General features: G+C 70.0%; 23 protein-coding genes and 1 tRNA gene. 8 read left to right on the top strand and 16 right to left on the bottom strand.

What is annotated here, in order from left to right; all coding sequences use genetic code 11:
- Nucleotides 1-82: 82 nt before the first annotated feature.
- Nucleotides 83-1,546: an MFS transporter gene (locus tag BWO91_RS06560; protein WP_064296535.1), complete on the top strand. Its 1,464-nt coding sequence runs from the start codon at nt 83-85 to the stop codon at nt 1,544-1,546.
- A gap of 13 nt (nt 1,547-1,559) precedes the next feature.
- On the opposite strand, the gene BWO91_RS06555 is transcribed toward BWO91_RS06560, so the two are convergent.
- The 9 genes from BWO91_RS06555 to galU form a co-directional block, all read right to left on the bottom strand.
- On the bottom strand, nt 1,560-2,222 hold the full coding sequence (locus BWO91_RS06555) for a MurR/RpiR family transcriptional regulator (RefSeq protein ID WP_205847582.1): 663 nt from the start codon (nt 2,220-2,222) through the stop codon (nt 1,560-1,562).
- Nucleotides 2,223-2,407: 185 nt separating this feature from the next.
- Entirely contained in the window at nt 2,408-3,583 is a 1,176-nt protein-coding gene (locus tag BWO91_RS06550; RefSeq protein WP_071261262.1) for a mechanosensitive ion channel family protein, read from the bottom strand.
- A gap of 390 nt (nt 3,584-3,973) precedes the next feature.
- Entirely contained in the window at nt 3,974-5,245 is a 1,272-nt protein-coding gene (locus BWO91_RS06545) for an HNH endonuclease signature motif containing protein (protein ID WP_079001935.1), read from the bottom strand.
- A gap of 453 nt (nt 5,246-5,698) precedes the next feature.
- Nucleotides 5,699-6,874: a N(5)-(carboxyethyl)ornithine synthase gene (locus BWO91_RS06540; protein WP_079001934.1), complete on the bottom strand. Its 1,176-nt coding sequence runs from the start codon at nt 6,872-6,874 to the stop codon at nt 5,699-5,701.
- A 147-nt stretch (nt 6,875-7,021) separates the two neighbouring features.
- Nucleotides 7,022-7,098 (bottom strand) — tRNA-Ala (locus tag BWO91_RS06535).
- 51 nt (nt 7,099-7,149) lie between these two features.
- The gene (locus tag BWO91_RS06530; RefSeq protein WP_147427088.1) at nt 7,150-7,803 is read right to left on the bottom strand and encodes a hypothetical protein; all 654 of its coding nucleotides are present in this window, start codon (nt 7,801-7,803) and stop codon (nt 7,150-7,152) included.
- Nucleotides 7,804-7,910: 107 nt separating this feature from the next.
- Nucleotides 7,911-8,936: a hypothetical protein gene (locus BWO91_RS06525; RefSeq protein ID WP_079001932.1), complete on the bottom strand. Its 1,026-nt coding sequence runs from the start codon at nt 8,934-8,936 to the stop codon at nt 7,911-7,913.
- Between the two features lie 84 nt (nt 8,937-9,020).
- Nucleotides 9,021-9,674, bottom strand: coding sequence for a GNAT family N-acetyltransferase (locus tag BWO91_RS06520; RefSeq protein WP_086474356.1), 654 nt, complete (start codon nt 9,672-9,674; stop codon nt 9,021-9,023).
- Nucleotides 9,675-9,809: 135 nt separating this feature from the next.
- A complete protein-coding gene (gene galU / locus BWO91_RS06515) occupies nt 9,810-10,703 on the bottom strand; it encodes a UTP--glucose-1-phosphate uridylyltransferase GalU (protein WP_079001930.1) in 894 nt (297 codons plus the stop codon).
- A 153-nt stretch (nt 10,704-10,856) separates the two neighbouring features.
- Between galU and BWO91_RS06510 the strand changes: the two genes are divergently transcribed.
- The 3 genes from BWO91_RS06510 to mscL are packed head-to-tail and all read left to right on the top strand — an operon-like array spanning nt 10,857 to nt 12,328.
- Nucleotides 10,857-11,456 (top strand): 5-formyltetrahydrofolate cyclo-ligase, encoded by a 600-nt coding sequence (locus BWO91_RS06510; RefSeq protein WP_064296593.1) that lies wholly within the window; start codon nt 10,857-10,859, stop codon nt 11,454-11,456.
- A 32-nt stretch (nt 11,457-11,488) separates the two neighbouring features.
- Nucleotides 11,489-11,830, top strand: coding sequence for an FmdB family zinc ribbon protein (locus BWO91_RS06505; RefSeq protein ID WP_079001929.1), 342 nt, complete (start codon nt 11,489-11,491; stop codon nt 11,828-11,830).
- Between the two features lie 51 nt (nt 11,831-11,881).
- On the top strand, nt 11,882-12,328 hold the full coding sequence (gene mscL / locus BWO91_RS06500) for a large conductance mechanosensitive channel protein MscL (protein ID WP_064296544.1): 447 nt from the start codon (nt 11,882-11,884) through the stop codon (nt 12,326-12,328).
- A gap of 36 nt (nt 12,329-12,364) precedes the next feature.
- On the opposite strand, the gene BWO91_RS06495 is transcribed toward mscL, so the two are convergent.
- From BWO91_RS06495 to BWO91_RS06485, 3 genes are all read right to left on the bottom strand, one after another.
- Entirely contained in the window at nt 12,365-12,580 is a 216-nt protein-coding gene (locus BWO91_RS06495) for a hypothetical protein (protein ID WP_064296545.1), read from the bottom strand.
- A gap of 16 nt (nt 12,581-12,596) precedes the next feature.
- The gene (locus BWO91_RS06490) at nt 12,597-16,298 is read right to left on the bottom strand and encodes an AAA family ATPase (protein ID WP_240555700.1); all 3,702 of its coding nucleotides are present in this window, start codon (nt 16,296-16,298) and stop codon (nt 12,597-12,599) included.
- Nucleotides 16,299-16,433: 135 nt separating this feature from the next.
- Nucleotides 16,434-17,648: an ROK family transcriptional regulator gene (locus BWO91_RS06485; protein WP_079001927.1), complete on the bottom strand. Its 1,215-nt coding sequence runs from the start codon at nt 17,646-17,648 to the stop codon at nt 16,434-16,436.
- Nucleotides 17,649-17,764: 116 nt separating this feature from the next.
- Between BWO91_RS06485 and BWO91_RS06480 the strand changes: the two genes are divergently transcribed.
- On the top strand, nt 17,765-18,967 hold the full coding sequence (locus tag BWO91_RS06480; protein WP_079003863.1) for a glycosyltransferase family 4 protein: 1,203 nt from the start codon (nt 17,765-17,767) through the stop codon (nt 18,965-18,967).
- On the opposite strand, the gene BWO91_RS06475 is transcribed toward BWO91_RS06480, so the two are convergent.
- Nucleotides 18,930-19,964 carry a Gfo/Idh/MocA family protein gene (locus tag BWO91_RS06475; RefSeq protein ID WP_079001926.1) on the bottom strand — a complete coding sequence of 345 codons (1,035 nt, stop codon included), beginning with the start codon at nt 19,962-19,964 and terminating at the stop codon, nt 18,930-18,932. The two genes, BWO91_RS06480 and BWO91_RS06475, sit on opposite strands and share 38 nt — an antisense overlap.
- 164 nt (nt 19,965-20,128) lie before the next feature.
- On the opposite strand from BWO91_RS06475, the gene BWO91_RS06470 reads away from it, so the two are divergent.
- Complete coding sequence (locus tag BWO91_RS06470; RefSeq protein ID WP_079001925.1) at nt 20,129-20,626, top strand: LysM peptidoglycan-binding domain-containing protein; 498 nt, start codon at nt 20,129-20,131, stop codon at nt 20,624-20,626.
- 19 nt (nt 20,627-20,645) lie between these two features.
- Here the strand turns inward: BWO91_RS06470 and BWO91_RS06465 are convergent, their stop codons facing one another.
- Complete coding sequence (locus tag BWO91_RS06465; RefSeq protein ID WP_064296549.1) at nt 20,646-22,070, bottom strand: CitMHS family transporter; 1,425 nt, start codon at nt 22,068-22,070, stop codon at nt 20,646-20,648.
- A gap of 228 nt (nt 22,071-22,298) precedes the next feature.
- On the opposite strand from BWO91_RS06465, the gene BWO91_RS06460 reads away from it, so the two are divergent.
- Both BWO91_RS06460 and BWO91_RS06455 read left to right on the top strand, forming a co-directional pair.
- On the top strand, nt 22,299-24,041 hold the full coding sequence (locus BWO91_RS06460; RefSeq protein ID WP_079001924.1) for a sensor histidine kinase: 1,743 nt from the start codon (nt 22,299-22,301) through the stop codon (nt 24,039-24,041).
- Nucleotides 24,038-24,709 carry a response regulator gene (locus BWO91_RS06455; RefSeq protein ID WP_079001923.1) on the top strand — a complete coding sequence of 224 codons (672 nt, stop codon included), beginning with the start codon at nt 24,038-24,040 and terminating at the stop codon, nt 24,707-24,709. Before BWO91_RS06460 ends, BWO91_RS06455 begins: the two co-directional genes overlap by 4 nt.
- A gap of 216 nt (nt 24,710-24,925) precedes the next feature.
- Here the strand turns inward: BWO91_RS06455 and BWO91_RS06450 are convergent, their stop codons facing one another.
- Together BWO91_RS06450 and BWO91_RS06445 are read right to left on the bottom strand one after the other, a co-directional pair.
- On the bottom strand, nt 24,926-25,579 hold the full coding sequence (locus BWO91_RS06450) for a ScbR family autoregulator-binding transcription factor (RefSeq protein WP_079001922.1): 654 nt from the start codon (nt 25,577-25,579) through the stop codon (nt 24,926-24,928).
- Nucleotides 25,580-25,761: 182 nt separating this feature from the next.
- Entirely contained in the window at nt 25,762-26,604 is an 843-nt protein-coding gene (locus tag BWO91_RS06445) for a LysR family transcriptional regulator (protein WP_064296553.1), read from the bottom strand.
- Nucleotides 26,605-26,625: the final 21 nt, after the last annotated feature.

Genomic DNA, 26,625 nt, shown 5'->3' with positions numbered 1-26,625 from the left:
GGCGACGTCCGATGCCCGCCGCGGGAGTAGCGTCATCTCCCGGATCGACCGTCGACGGGACGGCCGTGGAAGGAGCCATTCCATGTCGAACACGTCGACCTCCGGGCAGCCGGCCCCGGTGCGGAGCCTCGTCCCCGCCAGGATGGACCGACTGCCGTGGACCCGGTTCCACTGGATGATCGTCGTCGGTCTCGGCTTCTCGTGGGTGCTCGACGGCCTCGAGATCCAGATCGTCGCCTCCGCCGGATTCCAGAAGTCGCTGGGGCTGTCGGCGGCGGAGGTCGGCCTCCTCGGGACGATCTACCTGCTCGGCCAGGTGACGGGAGCGCTCGTCTTCGGCCGCATGGCGGACCGCCTCGGCCGCAAGAAGCTCTTCATCCTGACCCTCGCGATCTACCTCGTCGCGAGTGGCATCGCCGGCCTGTCCCCCACGTTCTGGTTCCTCGCCATCTTCCGGTTCTTCGCTGGCATGGGCATCGGCGGCGAGTACGCGGCGATCAACTCGGCCATCGACGAGCTCATCCCGTCCAAGTACCGCGGACACGTCGACATCGCCATCAACGGCACCTACTGGGGCGGCGCCGCCCTCGGATCGGCCGCGAACCTCTTCCTGCTGAACACCGACTACTTCGCGGAGGACGTCGGCTGGCGCATCGGGTTCTTCATCGGGCCGGTCCTCGGCCTCGCCATCATCTTCCTGCGACGCCACATCCCCGAGAGTCCGCGCTGGCTCATGACGCACGGTCGGGAACAGGAGGCGGAGGCAACGGTCGACGACATCGAGGCGACCGTCCGCAAACAGGGCGGGACGATCGAGCCGGTCGACGAGTCGAAGGCGCTCACGGTGCAGGCCCAGGGCCACATCCCGATCCGGACCATCTTCGGCGTCCTCTTCTCGAAGTACCCGAAGCGCACCTTCGTCGGCCTCGCGATGATGATCACGCAGTCGTTCCTGTACAACGCGATCTTCTTCACCTACGCGCTCGTGCTGCAGAACTTCTACGGCACGAGCCCCTCGTCGACGCAGTACTACTTCTTCCCCTTCGCGATCGGCAACCTGCTCGGCCCGCTCCTCCTCGGCAGGCTGTTCGACACCTGGGGTCGTCGCCAGATGATCTTCCTCACCTACGGGGTCTCGGGGGCGGTCCTGGCCGTGTCTGCGGTGCTCTTCAACGCCGGTGCGCTCGACGCGACGACGCAGACGATCTTCTGGTGCGTCTCGTTCTTCTTCGCCTCCGCCGGCGCGTCCAGCGCCTACCTGACCGTGAGCGAGATCTTCCCGCTCGAGCTCCGCAGCCAGGTGATCGGCTATTTCTTCGCGATCGGACAGATCGCGGGTTCGGTCGCGCCCCTGCTGTACGGGATCCTGATCGGCGACGGCACCGACCGCGGGCCGCTCACCGTCGGATACTTCGTCGGCGCCGGCGTGATGATCCTCGGCGGGTTGGTCGCCCTCATCTTCGGGGTCGACGCCGCGCGGAAGTCCCTCGAGGACATCACGGAACCCTTGTCGATCGTGCGCGAGGGGAAGGGTTCGGGAAGCTGAGCCCGGTCCGCGCTCAGTCCTCGTCGGAGACATAGACCCCGAGCGTCTCGGCGAGGCGCTCCCGCTCCACCGCCCGTCGGCCGGCGCCCTTGGCGCTGGCCGTCGTGAGCGTCGCGAGGACGTGCAGGGTGAGCGCGATCCCGATCGAGGAACTCGGGTGCCCGTCCTCGGCACGGCCGAGCACGATCGTCTCGTCGGCGTACGGGGTCAGCGGGGCGTTCGGCGCGTCGGTGATGAGCACGAGACTGCCTCCCGCCTCGGCGAACGGGACGACGGAGTCGATCGTGTACTTCCGGTACCGCTGCAGCGACACGGCGATCATGACGTCGCTCGTCCGCACGTCGCTCAGGACGTCGAGGGGACGCACGATGGTCCCGTCGATGAGTGTGACGTTCGCGAGGCCGTAGCTGAGGTCTGCGGCGAGGAGGGACGCGTAGGTGAACGACTTCGACGCCCCGATGAGGAAGCGTCGCCGAGCGGAGACGATGAGGGCCGCTGCGCGTTCGAGGGCGCCGTCCGCCTTCGCCGACGCGAGGGACTCCTCGAACTGCTTGCGTTCCTGCTCGAGGAGTCGGTGCTTGAGGACGGACGCGGAGCGTCGTTCGAGACGCTGCTCCGGGCGTTCGCCGGGGACGGCGGTGTCCTCATCGGTGAGGAAGAGGGTGTCGTCGTTCACGCGCGGTCTCCTTCGCATGCCGTCGCCGGGGTTCGGGCCGGCGCCGTCCGTTCACGTCGGCAGCAGCGCCGACGGCCCGCCGGCAGGTCACCCGGCGAGGTTCCCTTGATGGTAGCGATGGGAAGCGCATACAGGATCGCCGGAACGACAACGATTCGGTGCACACGCGCCCGGCCGCGCGACGGTCAGCGTTCGGGTTCGTCGTCCAGGTCGGGCAGGGTGATCGACGACGTGAAGAGGCTCGCGCGCTGTTCGGCCTCGGCACTGCCGCTGAACAGCCCGACCGGCTCGGTCACCGGACCGCCGCGCTTCGGTTCCGGACGAGGCTCCTGCTCGACCATCTGCACCCGGTTGCGCGGGATCGCCGACGGGTTCTGCGCGAGGATCCACTCGACCATCTGCTCGCGCACGAGGCACCGGAGGTCGAAGAGGGTCGGGGCGTCCACCGCGGTGACGAGGATGCGGATGCGCACGTAGCCGCCGACGGCGTCCGTGACCTGCAGCACCTGCGCCCGGCCGTCCCAGAGGTCGGTGCGGTCGAGGATGCGCTCCAGCTCGGTCCGCATGACCGCGGGGCTCACCCACCAGTCGAGGTCGAACTCGACCGATCCGAGCAGCTCGCTCGTGTTCCGCGTCCAGTTCTGGAAGGGCGTGGAGGTGAAGTAGGTGGAGGGGAGCACCATGCGGCGGTCGTCCCAGATGCCGACGACGACGTAGGTGAGGGTGATCTCCTCGATCCGGCCCCACTCCCCCTCGACGATGACGACGTCGTCGACGCGGATCGCGTCACTGAAGGCGAGCTGGATCCCGGCGAAGACGTTCCCGAGGACGGATTGCGCGGCGAGGCCGGCGACGATGCTCACGACACCGGCGGAGGCCAGCACGCTCGCTCCGACGCCCTGGACGCCGGGGAACGTCAGGAGGATCGAGGCGACACCCACGATGACGACGACCGCGATCGCCAAGCGACGGACGAGCGCGAGCTGCGTCTGCATGCGGCGGGCGACCTTGTTGTTCGGGACGTCGATGCGGTACCGCGCCTGGCCGAGCCCGATGACGAAGGCGAGCAGTGCGGCGACCAGCCATGTGGCCGCGGCGATGACCGCGATCCGGAAGGTCTGGTCGATGAACCCACGGGCGGTCTCATCGGGAAGCGTCGCCGCAACCGCGGGCCACACGGCCACCAGGATCACGAGGGCCCGGAAGGGGTGACGGGCACTCCCGGCGAGCGCTCCCGGCCACTCGCTCCGTCGCGCCGCCATCCGGAAGGAGACCGACACGATCACGATGACGACGAGCGCTGCGATCAGCGCTATCCCGGCCGCTGCGGCGACACCCCACCAGCTCTGCCAAACGAACATCCATGCCTCCTCGAGTCGGTCGTGCACCATGTGTTCCTCCGCCGACCGATGCCGTACGGCGCAAGCGTCCAGCGTAGGGGCGGGTGCATGCCGGGCTCGACCGCTTGCGCGGCCTGCCACGAACCTCTCAGGCCGTGCAGCCACCCGGGAGTGCCACGCCCGAGCGCCCTTCGACAGGCTCAGGGGCCCGGAACACCCAGGCACGCCTCGCCCGGTCGCTGAGCCGGCGCGACCCGGCTGCCCTTCGACAAGCTCAGGGACCAGAGCCTTCCGGACTCACCCACACACGGTCAGCGAACCTGTCGAAGTGCACCTCTCCCGGTCACTGAGCCCGTCCTCCCCGGTCACTGAGCCTGTCGAAGTGCGGCGCAGCTCAGGGACCGGCGGGGGTCAGAACGGTGCGGGGTCTGGTTCCGTCCGGTACTGCTTGCCGTCAGGTGTCGTCCACTCGAGGACCCCACCCGGTCCGTGGTCGAGGTTCCACCCCGGCAGGTGCTTCAGGCGGTGGTGATGTCGACACAGGCACGCGAGGTTCCCCACATCTGTGGTGCCTCCGTGTTCCCAGGCGACGGAATGATCGAGATCGCAAGCCCGGGCCCGTCTCCCGCAGCCAGGTGCCCGACAAGTGCCGTCCCGCAACCGCACCGCCCGTTGGAGGTCGGCCGGAACGCGGTATTGATGCCGCCCGACGGACAGGACCGCACCCGTTTCCGGCTGGACCAGGATCCGGGTGAAGCTGGGTGCGTTCACCGCGATGCGTGCGGCGGTCTCAGGGTCGATGGGGCCGTAGCCGTCGAGCATGCCGGGTGCATCGGAGACGCCGGCCATGCTGAGCGCCGGGACCGTGATCTGTACGGTCGGCTTGATGTGCTCCTGGACCTCGATCGGGTGCGGGAGGACCGGGCTCGACATGACGTCTTCCGGTGTGACGCCGGTGAGGGCGAGCGCCGCGAGGGCGTCCGCCTGCAGCTGGGCGCAGGTGCGGGTGTCACCGGCCTTACGTGACTCCGCGGCGGCCGCTTCGACGCGCTCGAGGATGCCCTGCGCAATGGGTGCCGTCGTGAACAGGTGCACCCACGCCATGCCGTCCGCTGCCGGTTCGAACTCGACCCGGCGGTCCGCCTCGGACCGGACCGCTCTCGCAGTGATCGATTCCGGGTGCAGGCGCTCGCGCAGGACGCGGGCGCGCCTGCGGAGGTTCGCGTTGGTGGACTCCTCCGCGACCGCTAAGACTTCCGCGAGGAACACCGCCCGCCCCGCGGTCGGCACGTCACTGAGTTGGTCGATGATCGTCTGCGCATGCCGCGCCGAAATACGCCCTGCCTCGAGGGAGGCGAGCACGGCCGGTGCGTCGTTGACGAGCCGCTCGGCGTCGTTCGTCGCACGCTGCACGGTCCGCTCAGGGGTGCGGGTCGCCATCGCGAGCGCCGCACACGTCGAACGACGAGAGAGCGCCTGGCGTTCCGCGGGCGGGAAGATCGCCGGGACCGTGGCGTCGGCGAAGGCGTCCGCGTAGGCGGCGGAGCGGGCGAGGAGCCGGGCCTCACGCGCGTCGAGGGCTGCCCGCAGCCGTTGGATCTCTGCGTATTCGTCCGAGAACTCCGCGAGTTGCGCGGCGTAGTCGTCGCCGACGCGGGTCGCGGTGAGGGTGGTCTCGGTCATGGGACAAGTCCACCATGGACCACTGACATTCCAGATGCCGAGTGAGGGTGACTGTGGAAGTTGTTCGTGTGCCCTTCGACAGGCTCAGGGACCGGAGAACGGGCGCCGGATTCGTGGAGTCCTCCGTGGGCCCTTCGACAGGCTCAGGGACCGGAGGGAGGGCGCCGGATTCGTGAGGTTCTCCGCGTGCCCTTCGACAGGCGCAGGGACCGGGTGAACAGCGCCGGATTCGTGTGGTCGCCCGTGTGCCCTTCGACAGGCTCAGGGACCGGAAGGGGTCACTCAGGGAGCGGGGAACGATTGCTCGAGGACCGGAGGGTTCCGGGTGGACCACCCCCGGTCACTGAGCCTGTCGAAGTGCCCGCGAGAGGCCTCCCGGGCGCGATGCCTCCGTCAGTGGTTCACCGAGAGGCCCGCCGCGGCCCGCTGCTTGAACGCTCGGCCGAGAACCGATCAGCCCGGGAGGACCTCGTGCGGGTACTCCGCCGAACGGTGCTGGAACTCGGTGATCGCAGGGTTGCGGATGACGCCGTCCTGGATCTCGACGGCCCGCTGGACGGTCAGGCTGTCGACCCAGGCGGCCGGGCCGGCCAGGACGGTGGGCAGGAACGGCAGCAACGCCTCGCTGTTCTCCCAGCTGGACGAGTTCCACAGCAGCGAGGGGCTGTGGTCGACCGCGTAGTAGTTGATCTCCCCGGGCCCGACGGTGAACATCGGGTCGTCGAATCCGGTCGTGCGCGCCCACTCGAAGGCCATGCCCTCGTCGCAGGAGACGTCCACGATGAGGCTCCCGGGCCGGAACGCGCCGAGGTCGTCCTCACGGAGGTAGAGCAGTGGTGCGTTGGGGTCCTGCAGGGTGCAGTTGACGACGATGTCGCTCTCCGCCAGGAAGGGCGCGAGTGGCACGCGACCCTCGTCGGTGATGACCTCGCTCAGATACGGGCCGTCATCGTGGTCGAACTGGATCATGCGGGCGGAGTGGATGGGCGCCGCGACCGCCGCGACGCGGCGGTTGGTGAGCACGCGCACGTCGTGGATCCCGTGGGCGTTGAGCGCGGTCACCGCACCTCGGGCGGTCGCGCCGAAGCCGATGACCACGGCGGTCAGGCGACGGCCGTAGCTGCCGGTGGAGCCGCAGAGTTCCAACGCGTGGATCACCGAGCTGTAGCCGGCGAGTTCGTTGTTCTTGTGGAAGACGTGCAAGCCGAAGCTGCCGTCGGCGGCCCAGTGGTTCATCGCCTCGAAAGCGATCAGCGTGAGCCGTTTGTCGATCGCGAGCTGCGTCAGCGCGGTGTCCTGGACGCAGTGCGGCCAGCCCCAGAGTGTCTGCCCGTCGCGGAGCTCCTGGACATCCTCGAGCTGCGGTTTCGGCAACAGGACGACGTCCGCCTGCGCGATGACCTCGGCGCGCGTCGCGAACGAGCGGACGGAGGGCGCGATCTCCTCGTCGGAGACACCGAACCGGGCACCGTAGCCGTGCTCCACGACGATCCGTGACCGGAACTCCTCCGGGATGCGCTCGAAGTGCGCCGGGTGGATCGGCACGCGTCGTTCGTCTGGTTTCAGCGAGGTGCCGATCACCCCGAGGACGGCGTCGTGCTGCACGGTCGGTTCGGATGCTGCTGGCATGACTGCTCGTCCCGTTCACGGGAACCGAAGCGGCGCCGTGCCCCTGACCGTACAGGACGCGGGGCGCCGCCGACACGGGACAGGACGCTGCCGACACCCGGAAACACGACAACCCCGCACCGTGAGGCGCGGGGTTGTCGTTGCAGCTGGTGGACCCAAGGGGATTCGAACCCCTGACCCCCTCGATGCGAACGAGGTGCGCTACCGGACTGCGCCATGGGCCCAACTACTCGTCCAGGCTAGCAGAACCGGCGAGCCGTTTCGAACCGACCGCGCTAGTCCTCGTAGGGGTTCGGGCCGTCGTCGACCGGCATGCTGCCGTCCTTGGGATTGGCGGCGATGAGGGCAGCGAGGTCGAGATCCCGGAACCAGCGGAGCCGCTGGCTCCGGGCACGGCGATAGTGCTCGTCGACGACCGGCTCGTCGAGGACCCGGTCGAGCTTCGCCTGGATGGCGCGCTCCAGGTCGCCCCACGCACGCTCACGAGCGGACTCCGCGATCCCCGCGACGAACTCCTCGTCCTTGCTCACCCGACGGAGTTCGGCGGCGAGCCCCGAGTACACCTCGCGGCGACGGGACAGGGCACTCAGGTCGCCAGCGCGGTAGTCGTGCTGATGACGAGCGCTCCCCCGCCGCTGGAACGCCGTCTGGCGCGCCTCCCGTGCCAGGTCCGCGTACTCCTCCTGCTCGTCCGCCATGCGACCCAGCTCGCGCCGGACAGCCGCCTGCGTCGCCTCGGCGTCGTAGGACGCACCGTCGCGGAGTGCACGCTCGATGATCCAGTTCGTGACCTCGACCACGGTCCAGGACCGCGCGATGAGGAGGCCTTCCTCGACCGCGTGCTCGACCGGCGGCGGAGCCACCTCAGGGGGCGCGACGTAGGGCTTCATCGGCTTCCGCCGGCTCTTCCGCCACACGCCCATGGTCACCTTTCGCGTTCCAGGGCGCCGACGAGAACCGAGCGACGAACCCCCTCGACGAGTCTATCCGTCGCCGGTGACCGGTTCATGAACGACCGGACGGGCGCGGTCGGGACTCAGCCCGCGGCGCGGCGACGCTGCAACAGGGTGGATCCGCCGGCGGCGATCTCGCCCTCGTCGATGACGCCCATCGAGGCGAAACGACTCGGGGCCGACTGCGGTTCGACGCGCTCGGGCTGCGGAGCGGCGACGGGCTCCGGACGTCGGACGATCGTCGGTACGACCGGCGCGAGACGCTCGGCGCGGGACGCGATGGCCTCCTGCATGGCCGCCTGACGCAGGCGGTCGTAGGCGTCGGCCTTCGCCAGCTCGGCGGCAGCCGACGAGCCCTCGGAGAGGTGGAGCGGCTTCGGGATGGACGTCGGGGTCCAGGTCTGCGCCTGCGACGCCGCCTTGACGGGCTCGTTGTACTCGAAGAGCGCCGACTCGACACGCCTGGTCGTGACCGCGACCGCCGGTACCGGTGCGACGGCACGGTGGGCGATGCGCGACATCCGGGAGAGCGCAGAGAGCGCGAGCAGCCCGACGACCGTGGACGAGATACCGAGGACGAGACCGCCGCCTGCGATGAACGCGGTCACGCCGGAGCAGAACCCGATGATGGAGGCGACCAACACGGTGGTCGCGAGCAGCCTGGAGCGACGACGGCTCCGCGCGAGCTTCGCCGCCCGGGCGTTGCGCTGCACGGCACGGGCTGCGGCAGCGGCGGCGCGACGAGCGTCCTCCGCGGCTCGGGCGGCGGCTTCGGCCTGCACGGCCCTGGCCTCCTCCTCGCGACGGATCCGATCGGCTTCGGCGAGTTCGACACGTGCCGCGGCCTCGGCCGTCGCCTTCGTCCTGGCCTCGAGCTGCTTGAGGAGCTTGCGCTGCGCGGCGACCTCACGCGACGTCGCCTCGAGCCGGACGGCCTCCGGGACCTCAGCGGTCTCGGCGAGCACACGGAGCGTCTGCTGCAGCCGGATCGCGTTGCGCTCGCTGGCCGAGAACTGACTGTCGCGCACCCACGACGGCACCAGGTACACCAGCCACAGCATCGCTGCGACCAGAATGATCACCCCACCGCTCAGGAATCCGCCGTCCATGTCCCTGACCGTAGCGGGTCGATGACCTGAGACCGATCAACAGGTGGGTGTGTCCCCGGATGGAGGGGGAAAACGGCTACCTGCTCAGCGAGTGGGGAACGGCGACGCGGCCGCGAGACGGTCGGCTTCGGGGATCACACACGCGTCCTTCGGGACCTGGCCGTCCAACCACCGGTTGAGGACGCCGCCCGGGACCTCTTCGCGGACGAGGCCGAAGCAGAAGTGGTCGCGCCAGTCGCCGTCGATGTGGATGAAGCGGCGGCGCAGACCCTCGTACCGGAACCCGAGCTTCTCGACGACCCGCAGGCTCGGAGCGTTCTCGGGCCGGATGCAGATCTCCAACCGGTGGAGCTGCAGGGCGGTGAAGCAGTGGTCGGTGGCCAGAGCGGTCGCGATCGGTGTGGCACCGAGACCCGCGAACCGCTGGGAGACCCAGTAGCCGATCGACGCCGAGGCCAGCGATCCGTACGTGATGCCGGAGACGTTGAGCTGGCCGGCGAACTCCCCGTCGACCTCGATGACGAACGGAAGGCCCGCGCCCGAGCGCGCGTGGTTCTGCAGCGACCGGATCGCCGCACGGCTGTCGGCCGGGACCGGGCCGTAGGGACTCGTCGCCTCCCAGCGGCGCAACCAGGCTCGGTTCTCCGCGAGCTCGCGCTCGAGCGGCCTCGCGTCACGGACCTTGATCGGCCGGATGCTCACTCGCCCACTGCTCAGAACGGGTACGACCTGCGCCACCGTGCCACCCCTCTCGCGTTCTGTGGTGAGCCTAGTGGAGCGCTCACCGATGCACCGACACCACGTCGTCGACAGCATCGCGCCCCGAGATCCGCTGTTGCGGACCCGGGGCGCGGCGTGTGTCGTCGGCTGGAGTCAGTCGAGGTCCCCGGCGAAGTCCTTGAGCCACGGACGCAGCTCGGGACCGAGGTCCTCGCGGTCGACCGCGAGCTGCACGATCGCCTTGATGTAGTCGAGGCGGTCGCCCGTGTCGTAGCGACGGCCACGGAAGATGACGCCGTAGACGCCGCCCGTGCCTTCGACGTCGGCGGCCATCTCCTGGAGCGCGTCGGTCAGCTGGATCTCGCCACCCTTGCCCGGCTCGGTGCGCTCGAGGATCTCGAACACCTCGGGCTTCAGCACGTAGCGACCGATGATGGCGAGGTTGGACGGGGCGTCCTCCTTCGCGGGCTTCTCGACGAGGCCGGTCACCCGCACGACGTCGGGATCGTCGGTGGCCTCGACGGCTGCTGCACCGTACATGTGGATCGAATCGGGGTCGACCTCCATGAGGGCGATGATCGTCGCGTTCCGCTTGTCCTGCTCGTCGAGCATGCGCTCGAGGAGGACGTCGCGGGCGTCGATCAGGTCGTCGCCGAGGAGCACGGCGAAGGGCTCGTGGCCGACGTGGCGCTTGGCCCGCAGGACGGCGTGGCCGAGGCCCTTCGGATCTCCCTGACGCAGGAAGTGGATGTCGGCGAGCTCGCTCGACTCGTTGACCTTCTCGAGGCGCTGGGTGTCGCCCTTCTTCGCGAGGTTGAGCTCGAGCTCGGTCACGCGGTCGAAGTGGTTCGCGAGCGCGTTCTTGTTGCGGCCGATGATCATGAGCACATCGGCGAGCCCGGCGCTGACGGCCTCCTCGACGACGTACTGGATGGCCGGCTTGTCGACGACGGGGAGCATCTCCTTCGGCAGGGCCTTCGTCGCCGGAAGGAACCGGGTGCCGAGACCTGCTGCGGGGATGACTGCTTTGGTAACACGAGTGGTCATGAGGAAAAACCTATCGTGTGGAGTCGGTGAAGTACCCGAATACCCCCTCGATCGAGGGTGAAATCCCCCGAACCCCTGGACGAGGCGGCGGATGTCGAGTAGGGCGTCGGTCAACGAGCCGTGCGCGACGACGAGCCGTTTAGAATGGGTCGCATGACGAGCCCCGCCGAACACGAGAAACGAGCGCTGCGCGCCGAGCTCCGTGAGCGGCGGGAGCTGCTCACCTCCCTCGAGAAGGAACGGTCGACCACCGGCCTCACGGACAACCTCCGAGCCCTGGTCTCCCGATTCGGCGCGAGCTCGATCGCCTGCTACCTCTCCTCCCCGAGTGAGCCCGACACCAGGCCCTTCCTGCAATGGGCGCAGGAGGCGGGCATCCGCATCCTGTTCCCCATCACCCGCACCGACGGGCTCCTCGACTGGACGATCGGCGAAGAGGGCATCGAGACGGTGGGCTTCGCCGGCACCCCCGAGGTCGTGGGTACCACCCTCGGCCCCATCGCGATCAACGACGTCGACCTCATCCTCGTCCCCGCGGCCGCCGTCGACGCCCACGGCATGCGCATGGGCTGGGGTCGCGGGTACTTCGACAAGACGCTCGGCTCGATGGAGCGCTGCCCTCCCGTCTACGCCGTGCTGTACGACACCGAGATCCTCGACGAGGTCCCGAGCGAGATCCACGACGAACCCGTCGGCGGTGCCGTGACCCCGAGCCGCATCCTCGATTTCGACCAGGTCAGACCGCGCCGCTGAGCGCGCCGACCCACCACATCCCAGGAGACCCCGTGCCCACCTACGCCTACCGCTGCACCGAGTGCGGCAACGCCTTCGACGTCCAGCAGTCCTTCACCGACGATTCCCTCACCGAGTGCCCGGCGTGCTCCGGCAAGCTGCGCAAGCTGTTCAGCGCGGTCGGTGTCACGTTCAACGGCTCCGGCTTCTACCGCACGGACTCCCGCGCCGGTGCAGGCAGGGGCTCGAGCTCCATCCCGGCCTCCTCGAAGTCCTCGGAGGGGTCGTCGAGCTCGTCCTCCTCGGACACCACGGGCGGTTCCTCCTCTTCGGGCGGCTCCTCCAGCTCCGGCTCCAGCGCCACACCGGCCTCCGCCGGGAGCGCCGCGTCCTGAGCCGGTAGCGTAGCCAGGGTCCTGTCCATCCCCGATCCTCAGGGAGACCCCATGCTCAAAGGCTTCAAGGAGTTCATCCTCCGCGGCAACGTGATCGACCTGGCAGTGGCCGTCGTGATCGGGGCCGCGTTCACCGCCATCGTCAACTCGCTCGTCGAGAACATCTTCAACCCGCTGCTCGGGGCGCTCTTCCGCGCGGAGAGCTTGAACGACGCGTTCAACGTCTCCATCCCGACGGTCGACGGCGACCCTGCCGTCATCCACTTCGGCGCGTTCATCGGCGCGACCATCCAGTTCCTGTTGGTCGCCGCCGTCGTCTACTTCGTCATCGTGCTGCCGATGAACCACTTCAAGCGCGTCACGACGAAGCCGACGATCGCTGATGAGCCGGCAGCACCGAGCGAGCTGTCGCTGCTCACCGAGATCCGCGACGTGCTGAAGACGGGCACGAGCGCTCCGCTGCCGCCCGCTCGCGACGACACGACCGACGGCCGCTAGTCCGACTCGTCGAGCAGCACCGACGTCCCGTCCCGCTCACCAGTGGGGCGGGACGTTGCGTTGCAGCTCGTCGTCGTTGCCACCGCCGCCAGCGGGTTTGGCGGCTCCGCCCCAAGCGGCGTCGGTGTCCTCCGCAGCCTTGACGGGATCGGCCGGCAGCTGCGGCGCGGGATCCGTCCCGGGAGCACCGGGGCGGATCGCCCGCCTCGATCCTCGGGGACGGACGATCCGTGGCTCCTGATCGTCCTGCATGATCAGTGTCCGACCATCAGTGGCGTGGGACCTGCACGGCGATCGGCGCGGTGTCGAGGTGCTCGGTCGTGTTGAGCCCGAGCACACCGGCCACGCGCTGCGCCACCGCCTCGGCGTCGGCGAAGAGGTCGAAGCTGTGCACGCGGACGTAGTGCCAGCCGAGGCGGCGCAGGACGTCGGGGCGGAGCCGCAGCGACTCCCGGAGGCTCGCGTCACCCAATTCCTCGTCGCACTCGACGACGACGGCTCGGCCACCCCATGAGGCGACCAGGGCGAGCTTGCCGCGGTAGCCCATGTCGACCCGCATCCCGAGTGTCTCGAGGCGCGTCGCGAGGTCGACGAGCATCGGCTCGGCCTCGTGCGTCGCCTGATCCTCGGAGGCGCGGCGCGACGTGTCCGTGAGGATGCGTGCGAGCGCGAGGATGCCGTGCTGGATCCGGTTCTGGTCGAGGTCCTCGGGGCGGACACACGAGACGATCACCATGGACCGCCGTGCGCGCGTCATGCCGACCGCGAGCAGCCGGTCGCCGCCGGGCTGACCCAGCGCGCCGAAGTCGGACAGGACCCGTCCGTGTGGAGTGAGGCCGTACCCGATCGAGAAGATGACGCGGTCGCGGCTCTCGGCCACGGACTGCTCGAGTGTCAGGACGGTGAACGGTTCAGCCCGCTCGCGCAGGAGGAAATCGGAGAGGTCGGCACGACGGGAGAACGCTGCGAGGACCGCCTGCTGGACCCGGACCGCGTGCTTGTCGCTCGCGGTCACGACCATCAGGGATTCCTTCGGGCGGTTCGAGGCGTGCTCGAGGACGAGTTCCACGACCCGTTCGACCTCGACGTCGACACTCTCCACCGCTCCGGTGACCGGGTCGGGCATGCCGAGCCCGCCGGGCACGTAGTCGAGGCTCAGGCTGCCGTGGCCCAGGAACGAACCCGCCCAGGGCAGGGAATCGATCTGACCACCGTAGAACCGCTCGTTGACGAGTTCGGCGAGGTCCTCGCCTCCCGCGCGGTAGGAGCGCGTCAGCATGAGGGTCGGCAGGACCGAGCTCAGCTGTTCGAGCGCTGACTCACGGTGCAGCTCGGCGACGTCGGCGTGCTGCTCGGGCGTCGCCTCCTGATCCGTCAGACGGATCTCGAAGGGTGACGGACTCTGCGTCACGGGGTCACCGAAGGCGACGACCTGACGCGCACGACGGATGGCGTCCACGTTCTCGGCGAGGAGCGTCGCTCCAGCGTCGACGAGGAAGACGGCGTCGAAGGACGCACTCTCTGGGATGCGAGGCACCTCGTACGGCGAGACGAGCCAGACCGGCGCGAGGACGCGGGACAGCGTCGGAGCCGCCTGCTCGAGCTCGGCCGCTCGGAGCGGTCGATCGCGCTTGAGGAGCGAGCGGAGCGCCATACCTTCGGTGGCGTGGTCGACGAGACCGATCTTCCAGGTGTCGGCCAGCAGCGAGGCGAGGAGCTGCCCGGACGCGGACGCATGCGCCTCGTCCACCAGTCGGAAGTCGGACTCGAGGCGCTCGACGACGCTCGTGTTCGCGCCGAGCAGACCGCGGTCCTCGGTGAGCACGAGTTCGAGCATCGACTGCCACCAGGCGAGTTCGAGCTCGTCGGCCAGGCGCGTCCGCGGCACGTGCCGCTGGGACAGGTCGACGATGAGCTCGCCAAGACCCTGCTCGCGGAGGCCGGCGAGGATCGCAGTGCGCTCCTGGAGGTTGTGGAGGACCTCCGACTCGGCGGCGAGCTCGGAGATCGTGCGGACGAGACTCGGGATCGCGAGGCGTCCGAGGCGGTCCGGGGTGTCGGCGATGCCGAGCGGCTGGTCGACCAGCTCGAGCTTCGCTGCGACCGTCTGGTACGCCTGCTCGACGTCCGCGATACCGAGCGGCACCTCGGGCGGCGCGCCGGTCGTCACGTAGCGCTGCCACAGGGTGCGCTGCTGCTGGATCCGGCGGAGCGCGGCGTTCATGTCGGGCACGTGTGCGCCGGGCCGCAGGTACTCCTTGGCCAGGGCCTTGAGTCGCCGGCGGCTCGCCGACGACATCGCGGCGGAGTCCTTCCGCGGGCTCGTTGCGACGATCAGGTCGGCGAGCGACCGGTCGAAGACGTCCGGCTGGAAGCGGTCGAGTGTCTCACGGATGTCCGCGAGGAGTCGCAGGTAGATGCCCAGCTCGTCGATGGACTCGAACGGCCGCATCTGCGTCTGCCCGATGAGGCCGTACGCACGCTCCAGCAACTGCGGCAGATCCTTGCGGTGCAGGCGCTTGGCGAGGTCATGGGTCTCCTGGGCTTCCGCGGTCGTGTCGAACGACGCGCCGTACCAGGGCGAGTCGCCCGGTCCGTAGCGGAATTCACCGAGGGCGGCCGCGCCCTCGAGCGCCTCTGCCGCGCGGGAGCGGCCCGCTGCGAGCCCGACGAGCGTCTGGCGGTCGAGTCGGACCAGGGTTCCCGGAGGGTGCGGCAGCTTGGAGAGCTTCGAGAGCGCTTCGAGTGCGTCGATGACCGAGACCCGCAGATCGGGGTCCTTCGCCTGCAGCGAGGTGCGGTAGTCGATGAGGACCCGACGCAGCCGGACGAGCGCGTCGTCGACCTCGCCGACCTGCGGCGGGATCGCCCGCTCGTTGCGCGTGATCGCCTGGATGAGGTCGCGACGGAGGGTCGACGGCGACGCGCACAGGCCCGGCAGACCGACCTTGGTCAGGCGGTGGCGGATGCCCTCCAGCGTGGAGCGACGGGGGCTGACGACGAGGACTCGCTTATGCTGCGAAGCGAGCACGCCGATGGCGTTCACGATGGTCTGCGTCCCGCCGGTGCCCGGCAGCGTCGTGACGACGAGCGAGTTGCCGGCGCCGATCTGGGCGATGACGTTCTCCTGCTCGACGTCCGCGTCGAGCAGGAGGGTGTCGGTCGACGGCGGGCGGTCGTCCTGGCCTGGCGCGTCGACGGGCGTGAAGCTGCTGCGCACGAGGCCGATGGCCCCCTCGTCGCCGGCGACGGCGTCGAGGATCGGGTGGTCGAGCTTGGCGGCGTCGTCGAGCAGCGAGTGACCGACGGCGGCGAAGGAGGAGACGAGCAGACGCGGCTGGACGGTGAACCATTCGAGCCCGGCGGCGAGCGAGCGGAGGCGGTCGATGACGGGCTGCGGCTTGAACACGCCACCCGATTCACTCAGTGCGACGAACTCGTCCGGATCGAGGACGATGCCGAACTGCTCGCGGAGGGCGCGGACGAGCTCCGGGTTCGCGGTGGTGGCACCGCGCAGCTTGACCTCGAAGTCGCGACCGTACCGGCGGATGGCCAGCGGTCGGAGCAGGACCGGCGCGCTGAAGTCCTCGCCCTGATGCGTCCACTGGGCGAGACCGACGGCGAGGTGGACGGCGTCGATGCCGCGGACGGTGGAGAGCTCGATGCCCTTCGTCGTGATGCGATCGGCGGCGCGCTTCGCTCCGCGGAGCGCGATCTCGTCGCGGATGAGGTTCGACAGCAGCGTCGACTTGCCCGAGATGAACTGCGGCAGACCACCGGGATGCGTCGAGCTGAGCTCCACCCGGGTCGTCGGGGCGTCCACGAAGTGGAGCAGCGGCGAGGGGCCGCCGACCGTGCTGAGCTGCTGACGCCAGGCGTGCAGCGCCGTGTCGACCACGCCTGCCGATGCCGCCACGGGACCCTCGCGGAGTTGCGCCTCCGCTGCTTCCCGTTCGACTCCGGACGTCACGTCGCCGTCATCCCGTCTCTTCTCTAGCCGCCACACACTTGCACCATACGTGCCCGGTAGTGGAAACACCGGGAAGCGGTGCGGTTTTTCGCCGAGTCCGCCGAGGAAATGTGCGACGCGCGCGTCGTCCGAGGGTCAGGAGACGCCGAGGAGGCCGGAGAGCACCATCACCGCGGTGCCCCGCAGGACGATGTCGGCGCCCTGCTCGCTCATCCGGATCTGCACGCCGCCGTGGAACTCCGTCATCGTGCGCGCCCGCACGGTCTCGATCGCCGCGTCGAGGAGCACGCCGGCGAGCAGTTCCTCCGGGCCGCTCACGACGATCTCCGACAGGTTCAGCGCACCGACGATCGCGGCGAGCGAGACACCGAGTCGCTCCCCTGCCGCGCGCAGGATCTCCTCGCGACGCTGCTCGACCTCCGCGGTCGGAAGATCGCTCGCCTCGGCCGCCGCGAGGAGCTCGCGCAGGTGCGGCACGGCGAGCCAGGCCTCGAGGCACCCACGCTTCCCGCAGGCGCACAATGGTCCACCGTCGGTGCCGACGACCACGTGGCCGATCTCACCGGCTGCGAACCGGCTCCCGAAGAGCGGGTGACCGCCCACGAGCAGCCCCGCCCCGACGCCGTTCCCGACGCTCACGAGCATGAGGTCGCCGTCCGCCCCGCCGAAGCTGTACTCCGCGAGGACGGCGGCATTGGCGTCGTTCGCGACGAGGACGGGTACCTGGGCGACCTGTTCGATCGCCCCCTGGAGGTCGACGTCGGTCCAGCCGAGGTTCGGCGCGCTGCGGACCGTGCCGGTCATGTCGACGACGCCGGGCGAACCGACCCCGATGCCCAGCACCTCGACCGTCGCCTCCTCGACGAGGTCCGCGGCGAGCGCGACGGCCTTCGCGATCGCGTCCGCCCCCGTGGCGCCGTCGAGCGGCACCTCGAGCATGGTCACGACCTCGCCGTCGAGCGTCAGCACCGCGCCTCGGAACACCTCGGTGTCGGAGAGGTCGAGGCCGACGATCTGGAACTCGTCGCGGTTGATGTCGATGAGCGTGGCGGGCTTGCCCGGGCGAGAGGTCTCGCGGAGCCCGACCTCGACGATGAGGTTGTCCGCGATGAGCGAGGCGACGAGGTCGGAGATGCTCACCCGGGTCAGGCCGGTGGCTCGGGCGATGTCGGCGCGACTCATGGCCCCGCTGGCGAAGAGGGTCTGGAGCACGAGCGCCCGGTTGTGGCCGCGGGCATGCTCAGGCAGGACCTTCGCGTTCGGCCGCAGCCGCCGCGCCGGGGTGTACGAGAAGGATTCGATCCGCTCCGACGCGATCCCGCCGCCGCTTCCGAATCCACCAGCACTCATGCGATAAGTAAAGCAGGCTGCGCCTCATCGCGCGGCACCGCGATGTCACCCGATGGTCACCGACACGTCGCCCGCCGGGCACCGCTGCGACCCGTACGACGCGGAGCATCGTGGGTGTGAGGATCGCAATCGTGACCGAGTCGTTCCTGCCGCAGATGAACGGCGTCACCCACTCCCTGCTCCGCATCATGGAGCACTTCGCGGACCGAGGGGACGAGGTGCTCGTCGTCGCCCCCGGCGCCGGAGCCTCGACGCCACGGCTCCACGAGGGCTTCCGGGTGGATGGCGTCCCGTCGATCCCGCTGCCCCGCTACCGGAACGTGCGGGTCGCCGCCGGCGGGGTCGGCCGGATCACGGAGCTCCTCCGCGGCTTCCGCCCTGACGTGGTGCACCTGGCCTCGCCGTTCGTCCTCGGCTGGCGCGGTGTCCAGGCCGCCGAGCGCCTGGGCGTCCCGACCGTGGCCGTGTACCAGACCGACATCCCGGCCTACGCCGGACGGTACGGGTTCCCGGTCGCCGAAGCGCTGCTGTGGCAACACGTCGAGCGCCTCCACGGCCGGTCGACGCTCACGCTCGCGCCGTCACGGCAGTCGATCGCGCAGCTGGAGGCGCACGCCATCCCGCGGGTCCGCTTGTGGGTGCGGGGCGTCGACGCCGTCCGGTTCTCCCCGGAACGGCGCAGCGAGGCCTGGCGTCGGTCCATCGCTCCCGGCGGCGAGCGCATCGTGGGCTACGTCGGTCGACTCGCAGCCGAGAAGCAGGTCGAGGACCTCGCGGTGCTCGGCGGACTCCCGGGCGTGAAGCTCGTCATCGTCGGCGAGGGGCCGCTGCGTGCCTCGCTCGAACAGCGACTTCCGAACGCGGTCTTCACCGGATTCCTGGGCGGCGAGGAGCTGGCGGTCGCGATGGCCGGGCTGGACGTGTTCGTCCACCCCGGCGAGTCGGAGACCTTCTGCCAGACCATCCAGGAGGCGATGGCCTCCGGGGTACCCGTGGTCGCGACCGGTCGGGGCGGACCGGTGGACCTCGTCGACTCCAGCCGCACCGGGTGGCTCTACGAACCCGGCAGGCTCGAACAGCTGCGCGGGTTCGTCCAGGACCTCGTGGGCGACGAGGTGAAGCGGGCGGCGTTCGGTGCCGCAGCTCGGGCCGGCGTCCTGCCGCGCAGCTGGAAGAGCGTCAGCAGCGCCCTCATCGGGCACTACAGCGACGCCATCGAGTTGCACGAGGGCGCTCGGGCACGACGGATCGGTCTCGACCCGCGTGTTCAGGCGCCTCGGGTCATTCGCCCGGGTACCGGACGCCGATCTGGCGCCTGACCTCGTCGAGGGTCTCCATGATCGCGACCGTCTCGGCGAGCGGCATGATGTCACCGGAGAGCTTGCCCTCGGAGGCGAGCCGTTCGAGCTCCCACGCCTGGAAGTGCATCCCGCGGCCGTCCACCTCGGAACGGTAGGTCTCCACGACCTCGCCGTCGGTGCCGAACACCCGGAACGTCGTCGCCGTGTACCAGACGCGGTCGAACTCGATCCAGCCGTCGGTGCCCACGATGGCCGCGCGGTTCGGGCCGACGGTGTTGCTCGCCGACAGGGTGTTCGCCACCTGGCCGTCCGCGTAGCCGAAGAGGGTCGCGACCTGCATGTCCGCCCCCGTGTCGCGGAGCGCGGCCGTGGCCTGGATCGTCGTCGGGGTCCCGAAGACGGACGACGCGAAGGAGACCGGGTACACGCCGAGGTCGAGCAGCGCACCGCCGCCCAGCTCGAGGTTGTTCATGCGGTGCTCCGGGTCGTCCGAGAGCAGCTGGGTGTGATCGGCGACGAGGCTACGCGGCTGTCCGATGACGCCGTCGGCGAGCAACTCGCGGAGCCGGACCATGTGCGGGAGGAACCGGGTCCACATCGCCTCGAGGACGACCAGGCCGCGCTCCGCGGCGAGCGCCACGACCGCCTGCGCCTCGGCGGCGTTGAGGGTGAAGGGCTTCTCGATGAGGACGTGCTTCCCGGCGTCGAGCGCCAGCACCGCCTGCTCGGCGTGGAACGGGTGCGGGGTCGCGATGTAGATGACGTCGACCTCGGGGTCGGCGGCGAGCGCCTCGTACCCTACGTGGACGTTCGGGATGTCGAACTCGGCAGCGAACGCGGCTGCGGTCTCGGCGGATCGCGAGGCGACGGCCCGGACGTCGAAGCCGTGCCGTCGGAGGTCGGCGGTGAAGCTCTTCGCGACACCGGCGGGGCCGAGGATGCCCCATCGCAAGCCGGTGGACGGTCCTGCCGCGGGGGTTCCCGTTCCGGTCCGGTCGATGTCCTGCTCCGTCATGGCTCTCCTTCGATGCGCGTTCCAGCAGCCTACTGGAGGGCCTCCGGCGCTCGCGATTTCGGGGCTAGCCCTGCTCGGACTCGCCGCGCCTCGCCGTAGGCTGAGGGTTCGACCGAGCCCAGCCGACCGCGCTGCGGGCCTGGTCCATCCTGGGGGGATGCGCTGTGGGGCCGAAGGAATCGACCGGGCGTCGACGTGCACTGGCGTACGCCCGGAACCTCGCGATCGGCGTGGCCGGTCTGTTCGCCCTGAGCGGCTGCGTCTCGCAGCCGGCCCCGCCTCCGGTGACGGTGGTCGTCACCCAGCAGCCCGACCCGTCGCCCTCGGTCGCCCCGGTGCCCACCTCGACCGCGCGCGACGCCCTGCCTCCTGAGCCGGCACCGATCGTGCCGAACGCGCCGGCGGAACCGGCGGAACCCCTTCCGGAGGGCCCCGCGTTCGACCTCGGGCCGCGGGACGGCGCGCTCGGCCCGGTCGTCTCGGACGCCGAGGGCAACCCGCTCACCTACACGGTGGTCGCTGGCGACGTGTTCTTCGACATCGCGCAGCGCTTCGACCTGCCGCAGCAGCAGCTGCTCCGCATGAACCCGTCGATCCCCGGCCTCGGACTCGACATCTACATCGGCGACATCGTCAACCTCGACTGGACGACCACGCGTTGAGCCTCGGCGCCCGCCGGTGTCAGCCGAACGGGATGGTGCCGACGAGCACGCCGACGACGAGCATCACGAGCGAGACGATCGCGGCGCGCCACAGGACCTTCTTGTGGTGGTCGCCGAGGTTCACGCTGGCGAGCGAGACGAGCAGGAGGATGGCCGGCACGAGCGGGCTCTGCAGGTGGACCGGCTGACCGGTGATCGACGCGCGCGCCATCTCGACCGGTTCAATGCCGAAGGTCGAAGCGCTCTCGGCCAGCACCGGAAGGATGCCGAAGTAGAACGCGTCGTTGCTCATGAAGAACGTCATCGGGATGCTGAGCACCCCGGTGATGACCGCGAGGAACGGACCGAGCTCCGTCGGGATGATGTCGACGATCCAGTCGGCCATCGCGGAGACCATGCCGGTCCCGTTGAGGACGCCGATCAGCACACCGGCCGCGAGCACCATCGAGACTACGCCGACGATGCTCGGGGCGTGGGCGACGATCTCCTTGGACTGCTGCGCGAGCCTCGGGAAGTTCACCAGGAGGGCGATGGCGGTGCCGACCATGAACACGTACGGCAACGGCACGAGGTCGAGCACGAGCAGCGTCATGACCGCGACCGTGAGCACGAGGTTGACCCAGATGAGGCGCGGGCGCAGCGTGTCGCGTTCGGGGTCGAGCATCGTGTCGGCCATAGCCGTGTCGTCGGGGCGGACGAGGGTCGCGAGGCGCCCACGGGCACTGGTCGAGAAGGTCGTCGACATGCCGCCGGTGAGCGGGTGGTCGGCGGGCCCGGAACCCGAACCCGGTGCGGCGACGCCGGAGGCACCGTCGCCGAGGAGGTCGACGCCCGCGAGGCGCTTGCGCTCCCCCAGCCCGAGGAACCAGGCGAAGGCGAACACGAGGACGAGGCCGGCGGCGAGCGACGGCAGCATCGGGACGAAGATCTCGGTCGGCGAGACACCCAGGGCCGAAGCGGCGCGGACGGTCGGCCCACCCCACGGGACGATGTTCAGCGTGCCGTTCGCGAGCCCGGCGACGCAGGTGAGGACGACCGGGTTCATGCCGAGCCGCAGGTAGATCGGCAGCATCGCGGCGGTCGTCACGATGAAGGTCGTCGACCCGTCGCCGTCGAGTGACACCGCGCCCGCCAGGAGGGCCGTACCGACGACGATCTTCGCCGGGTCGTTGCCCAGCGCACGGACGATGAACCGCACGAGCGGGTCGAAGAGCCCGACGTCGATCATGATCCCGAAGTACATGATCGCGAACATCAACAGGGCGGCGGTCGGAGCGAGGCTGCCGATCGCCTCGATGACCATGTCGCCGAGCCCGAGTCCGGCGCCGGCGAACAGCCCGAAGACCGTGGGGACGATGATGAGCGCCACCATCGGGGTGAGGCGCTTCGTCATGATCAGCACCATGAAGGTGAGGATCATCGCGAATCCGAGAATGACCAGCATGTCGACTCCTTCGTCTGCGTGCACCGCGGTGTGCACGACGGGACGTCACGCGGCGACACGGGCGATGGACCGAGCGCGGCGGGCGTTCCCGGAACCGTACGGGAGTGGCACGGAGCTGTCTCGCTTGTGGGCGTTCGGCTCGGATCTGCGGGTTACACGACCTTCTGCGCATTCTGCTCATCACGCGGTCGACGCCGCCCATCGCCCCGGCGACGTACGATCGGAGCCATGATCGGCGAGGAAGCGGAGCTGCCAGGTCGGCGACGGGGCGGGCGCTCCAGCTTCGCGGCGCAGGTGCTGGTGCTGCAGCTGGTCGTCGTCATCGCGGTCGTCGCCGTGTGCACGGGCGTGTTCGCCTGGATGAGCAGCGAGCGCCTCGTGCACGAAGCCCAGTCCACCGCGCTCGCGATCGCCCAGAGCGTCGCGAGCGATCCCGACGTCCGGACCGCCGTGACGCTCGAGGCACGTACCCCGGGGACGCCGACGGCGGCCGACCTCCGCACCGGTCCCCTGCAGGAGCTCGGCACGGAGGTCGGCACGCGGACCGGGGCGCTCTTCGTCGTCATCACCGACGAGCGCGGGATCCGTCTGGCGCACCCCGACCCCGACCAGCTCGGGCTCCGGGTGAGCACCAGTGCGGAGGCGGCCCTGGCCGGGACGGAGTCGGTCTCGTGGGAGACCGGCACCCTCGGCCCGTCCGCCCGCGCCAAGGTGCCCGTCTTCGCCGCCGAATCCTCCGACACCGGTGGGGCCGTGGTCTCGTCCGGCGCCGGCGAGGTCGTCGGCGAGATCAGCGTCGGGTTCGCCCCGCAGCGCGTGTTCGCCGACGTCGTGGGCGAGACCATGCTGGTCGCGGGCGCAGCGCTGCTCGCGCTGACGATCGGTTTGATCGCTTCGATGCTCATCCGGCGGCGGCTGCGGCGGCTGACCCTGGGCCTCGGACCGGAGGAACTCGCCGCGCTCGTGCAGAACCAGGCTGCGGTCCTCGGCGGGGTCGGCGAAGGCGTCCTCGGTGTCTCGCCGGACGGCGTCGTGACGGTGTGCACCGAGCAGGCGGCCAGGCTCCTCGACATCGGGTCGGTCATCGGGCGTCGGTTCGACGACCTCGATCTGCCCGAGCGACTGGTGGACCTCGTCGCGGACGACGCCGCGAGGCCGACCTCGGCCCAGCTCGTCGTCGGGTCCCGCGTCCTCTTCGTCGACGTCCGGCCCGTGTCCCGGGACGGCGTCGACCTCGGGCGAGTGGTCGTCGTCCGCGACCGCACCGACGTCGAGGCGCTCACCCGGCGGCTCGACGCGGTCGCGACGATGACGACCGCCCTCCGCGCGCAGCGGCACGAGTTCGCGAACCGGTTGCATGCGATCTCCGGCCTCCTCGAGACCGGGCAGGACGCCGAGGCCCGCGAGTATCTCGCCAACGTGCTCGACCACGGACCGCTGAAGTACCCGGTGCAGCACGCGGACCGCCTCACCGAGCCCTACCTCCAGGCCTTCCTCGGTGCGAAGGGGGTCGAAGCCGCGGAACGCGGGGTACTCGTCACCATCGGCTCCGAGACCCTCGTCACCGGCTCCCTGTGCGATCCTGAGGACGTGACCACCGTCCTCGGCAACCTGCTCGACAATGCGGTGAACGCGGCCGTCTCGGGCCGGGTCCGACCGGCCTGGGTGGAGGTCGAGGTCCTCGACCACGGCACCGAGCTGCACTGCTCCGTGATGGACTCGGGTGACGGCGTCGCGGCGACCGGCCAGGACGACGCGCCAGCCGCCGCCCCGACCATCGGCCTTGGCGACCCGGACGACATCCACGGCCACGGGTTCGGTCTGCCGCTCTCGCGCGACGTCGCGCGTCGTCGAGGAGGCGACGTCTGGTTGGCGTCCCCCGGCGTCCGCGGCGAACACGGAGCGGTCTTCTGCGCACGGCTCCCCGGGACGGTCGAGCCGGCGCAGTCCCTGGCGGGAGAGGGATCGTGACGGCCGATCTCACCGTGCTGGTCGTCGACGACGACTTCCACGTCGCCCGCCTGCACTGCCGGATCGTCGACGAGGTCGACGGCTTCCGCGCGCTCAGTCCTGTCGGGTCGGCCGCCGAGGCCGCGCGGAGCATCGCCACCGAGCCACCCGACCTCGTGCTCCTCGACGGCTATCTGCCGGATCGGAACGGGCTCGAGCTCCTCGTGGACCTCCCGATCGACACCATCGTCGTCTCCGCGGCGTCGGACGGTGCGTCCGTGCGCCGAGCGCTTCGCGCCGGGGCCCTCGGGTACCTGGTGAAGCCGTTCGCGCCGCAGGTGCTCCAGGACCGGCTCGCCGCCTACGCCCGGTTCCGGAACGTCCTCGGCGAGGCGGTGAACGCCGACCAGGAGACGATCGAGCGCGCTCTGCGCATCCTGCACTCCGGCGACGCCGGGGCGACGACCCGGTCGAGGTCCGCCACGGAGACGGCCGTCCTCGAAGCGGTGTCGGAGGCGGACGGCGAGCGCTCGGCCGCCGAGGTGGCCGAGCTGGTCGGCGTCTCACGCGCGACGGCGCAACGGTATCTCTCCGCGCTGGCCGCCCGAGGTCTCCTGACGACGCAGCTGCGGTACGGGACCACGGGGCGTCCAGAGCACCGGTACGCGCCGCCAAACATCAGCCGCTGAGGCGTCCACACGCCGTCGGCTGGGCGATCCCCCCACGACATCGCCCAGCCCGGCACGTGAACCAACTCTTCGCCGATGGAACGCGGAATGCCCCCGCACACCGTGATCCATCCGTCGTCGCACGACGATCAGCAAAGTGAGTTAATCACCCGATTCAGTTTAGGGTGACCTCACGGCGCATGCGTCAGGGCTACCCCCTAACGTGCACCCGCCCGCTCAGGCGTCCTGCGCGTCGAAGGCGGCGTCGAGGACGGCGAGCACCTCGGCCTGGCGGTCCGCGACGATGACCGCCGCGATGAGGATCCGCCACATGGTGTCGACCGCGTTGAGGAGATCGGTCCGGCCGGCCAGCAGGTTCGAGATGAGCTGGGTCCCCGTGAAGAACGCGACGAAGGACCTCGCCAATTCCGCCGGCTCGAGCGGAGACTGCAACTCACCGAGCTCGATCGAGGCCCGCACCCGCTCCTCGACGCTCGCGATCCACTGCTCGTGGAACGCGGTCGTCGGAGCCTGGATGACGCCCTGCTCGAGGGACAGCCGCAGGCCGGCGCGGGTGATGGGGTCGGTGAGCAACTGCTCGGTGATGAGGCGGGAGGCCTGAACCAGCCCACCGAACGGCGAGGGCGCGGTGGTCGGCGCGGTCAGCGCAGCGATCGAGCGCGTGCTCTGCTCGTTGATGACGGCGATCGCCAATTCCTCTTTCGAGGGGAAGTAGAAGTACAGCGAACCCTGCGTCGTCCCCGCCTCGCGGGCGATGTCCGACAGGCTCGCCTGTCCGTAGCCGACCCGGTCGAACATGCGGGCGGCACCTTCGACGACGGTCTGGCGTCGTTCATGACCTCGTTGCTGCTGTGGTCGTCGTTCGGGCATGTGCGTATCCTGCTTCTGTCATCCCCCGATTCAGGGATAAGCGTACCCACTCCGAGCTGAGAACACGGTGTCGAACGCGGCAGAAATCCGGAACAAGTCGACCGACTTGATCGCGAGAAGATCCCGGTCGGGTCGCAAAAGGGCGCGTGGAGGGTGTCATCACCAACCGGCCCCGAGCGGACTCACTCGCGTCGTGTGACCAGAGCGAACCGCTCGCGGAGCTCAGGCGCGTCGGCGAACGGCCGCCAGCACAGGCCGTCGCCCTCCCGCATCGCGGCCACCGGACGGAGGGCGACGAGTCGCTCACCGAAGCGCAGGGCGTCGAGGAACAGCGTGTCGTTCCCCGCGTCGATCGTCAGGGAGCGCGGGTACCAGCCGCGCGCCGCGAGCGCGCCGGCCAGCCAGGCCGAGTACGCCGGGTCCTTGCCGGGCTCGGGACGAAGCAGCTCCTGGTCGGCGAGATCGGACCACTCGATGACGTCCTTCGCCGACAGCGGGTGCGCCGCTCGCATGACGACCCCGAGCGGGAGTGCGGCGATCTCCTCGGCGGCGAGCTCGTCCGGCAGCTCGATCGGCAGGCGCACGATGGTGGCGTCGAGACGACCGGTGGTGACGAGGTGCAGCTGCTCGACCGGCTCGATCGTGACCGCGATCGCCGGGACGTCGATGCGGCGACCGGCCTCGGAGACGACCGCGTCCCACGTCGTCGGCGGACGGCCGACCCGGATGTGCCGCGCCGGTGACGCTGGGTCCATGTCGGCGACCACGTCGATGAAGGTACGGACCTTGAGCAGGAAGCGCTGCCCCTCGCGCGTCGGGCGGTACTCCTCCCCCAGGACGCTGAACAGCTCGACCCCGAGCGCTGCCTCGAGCCGCCGCAGCTGCTGCGCGAGACTCGGCTGTGCGACCCCGAGCAGGTTCGCCGCGGCGCCGAGCGTCCGAGCATCCGCGACGACCACGGCCGACCGCAGCTGACGAAGAGTGATGGCGTCGCGTTCGAGTTGGCGGTGGAGGTCGTGCGTCATGCTTCGAGCCTACGGCGTGCT

It is taken from the genome of Plantibacter flavus, assembly GCF_002024505.1.
Taxonomy (GTDB): domain Bacteria; phylum Actinomycetota; class Actinomycetes; order Actinomycetales; family Microbacteriaceae; genus Plantibacter; species Plantibacter flavus_A.
Note: the sequence above shows the minus strand (reverse complement) of the source record. Positions and strands in the feature narration are given on the sequence as shown.

What these genes read in the sequence shown, in the direction of transcription:
- BWO91_RS06460 (WP_079001924.1), top strand. Translation starts at nt 22,299, where the DNA reads ATGATCGGCGAGGAAGCGGAGCTGCCAGGTCGGCGACGGGGCGGGCGC.
- BWO91_RS06545 (WP_079001935.1), bottom strand. Translation starts at nt 5,245, where the DNA reads ATGACCGAGACCACCCTCACCGCGACCCGCGTCGGCGACGACTACGCC.
- BWO91_RS06445 (WP_064296553.1), bottom strand. Translation starts at nt 26,604, where the DNA reads ATGACGCACGACCTCCACCGCCAACTCGAACGCGACGCCATCACTCTT.
- BWO91_RS06560 (WP_064296535.1), top strand. Translation starts at nt 83, where the DNA reads ATGTCGAACACGTCGACCTCCGGGCAGCCGGCCCCGGTGCGGAGCCTC.
- BWO91_RS06475 (WP_079001926.1), bottom strand. Translation starts at nt 19,964, where the DNA reads ATGACGGAGCAGGACATCGACCGGACCGGAACGGGAACCCCCGCGGCA.
- mscL (WP_064296544.1), top strand. Translation starts at nt 11,882, where the DNA reads ATGCTCAAAGGCTTCAAGGAGTTCATCCTCCGCGGCAACGTGATCGAC.
- BWO91_RS06540 (WP_079001934.1), bottom strand. Translation starts at nt 6,874, where the DNA reads ATGCCAGCAGCATCCGAACCGACCGTGCAGCACGACGCCGTCCTCGGG.
- BWO91_RS06550 (WP_071261262.1), bottom strand. Translation starts at nt 3,583, where the DNA reads ATGTTCGTTTGGCAGAGCTGGTGGGGTGTCGCCGCAGCGGCCGGGATA.
- BWO91_RS06495 (WP_064296545.1), bottom strand. Translation starts at nt 12,580, where the DNA reads ATGCAGGACGATCAGGAGCCACGGATCGTCCGTCCCCGAGGATCGAGG.
- BWO91_RS06525 (WP_079001932.1), bottom strand. Translation starts at nt 8,936, where the DNA reads ATGGACGGCGGATTCCTGAGCGGTGGGGTGATCATTCTGGTCGCAGCG.
- BWO91_RS06450 (WP_079001922.1), bottom strand. Translation starts at nt 25,579, where the DNA reads ATGCCCGAACGACGACCACAGCAGCAACGAGGTCATGAACGACGCCAG.
- BWO91_RS06465 (WP_064296549.1), bottom strand. Translation starts at nt 22,070, where the DNA reads ATGCTGGTCATTCTCGGATTCGCGATGATCCTCACCTTCATGGTGCTG.
- galU (WP_079001930.1), bottom strand. Translation starts at nt 10,703, where the DNA reads ATGACCACTCGTGTTACCAAAGCAGTCATCCCCGCAGCAGGTCTCGGC.
- BWO91_RS06510 (WP_064296593.1), top strand. Translation starts at nt 10,857, where the DNA reads ATGACGAGCCCCGCCGAACACGAGAAACGAGCGCTGCGCGCCGAGCTC.
- BWO91_RS06485 (WP_079001927.1), bottom strand. Translation starts at nt 17,648, where the DNA reads ATGAGTGCTGGTGGATTCGGAAGCGGCGGCGGGATCGCGTCGGAGCGG.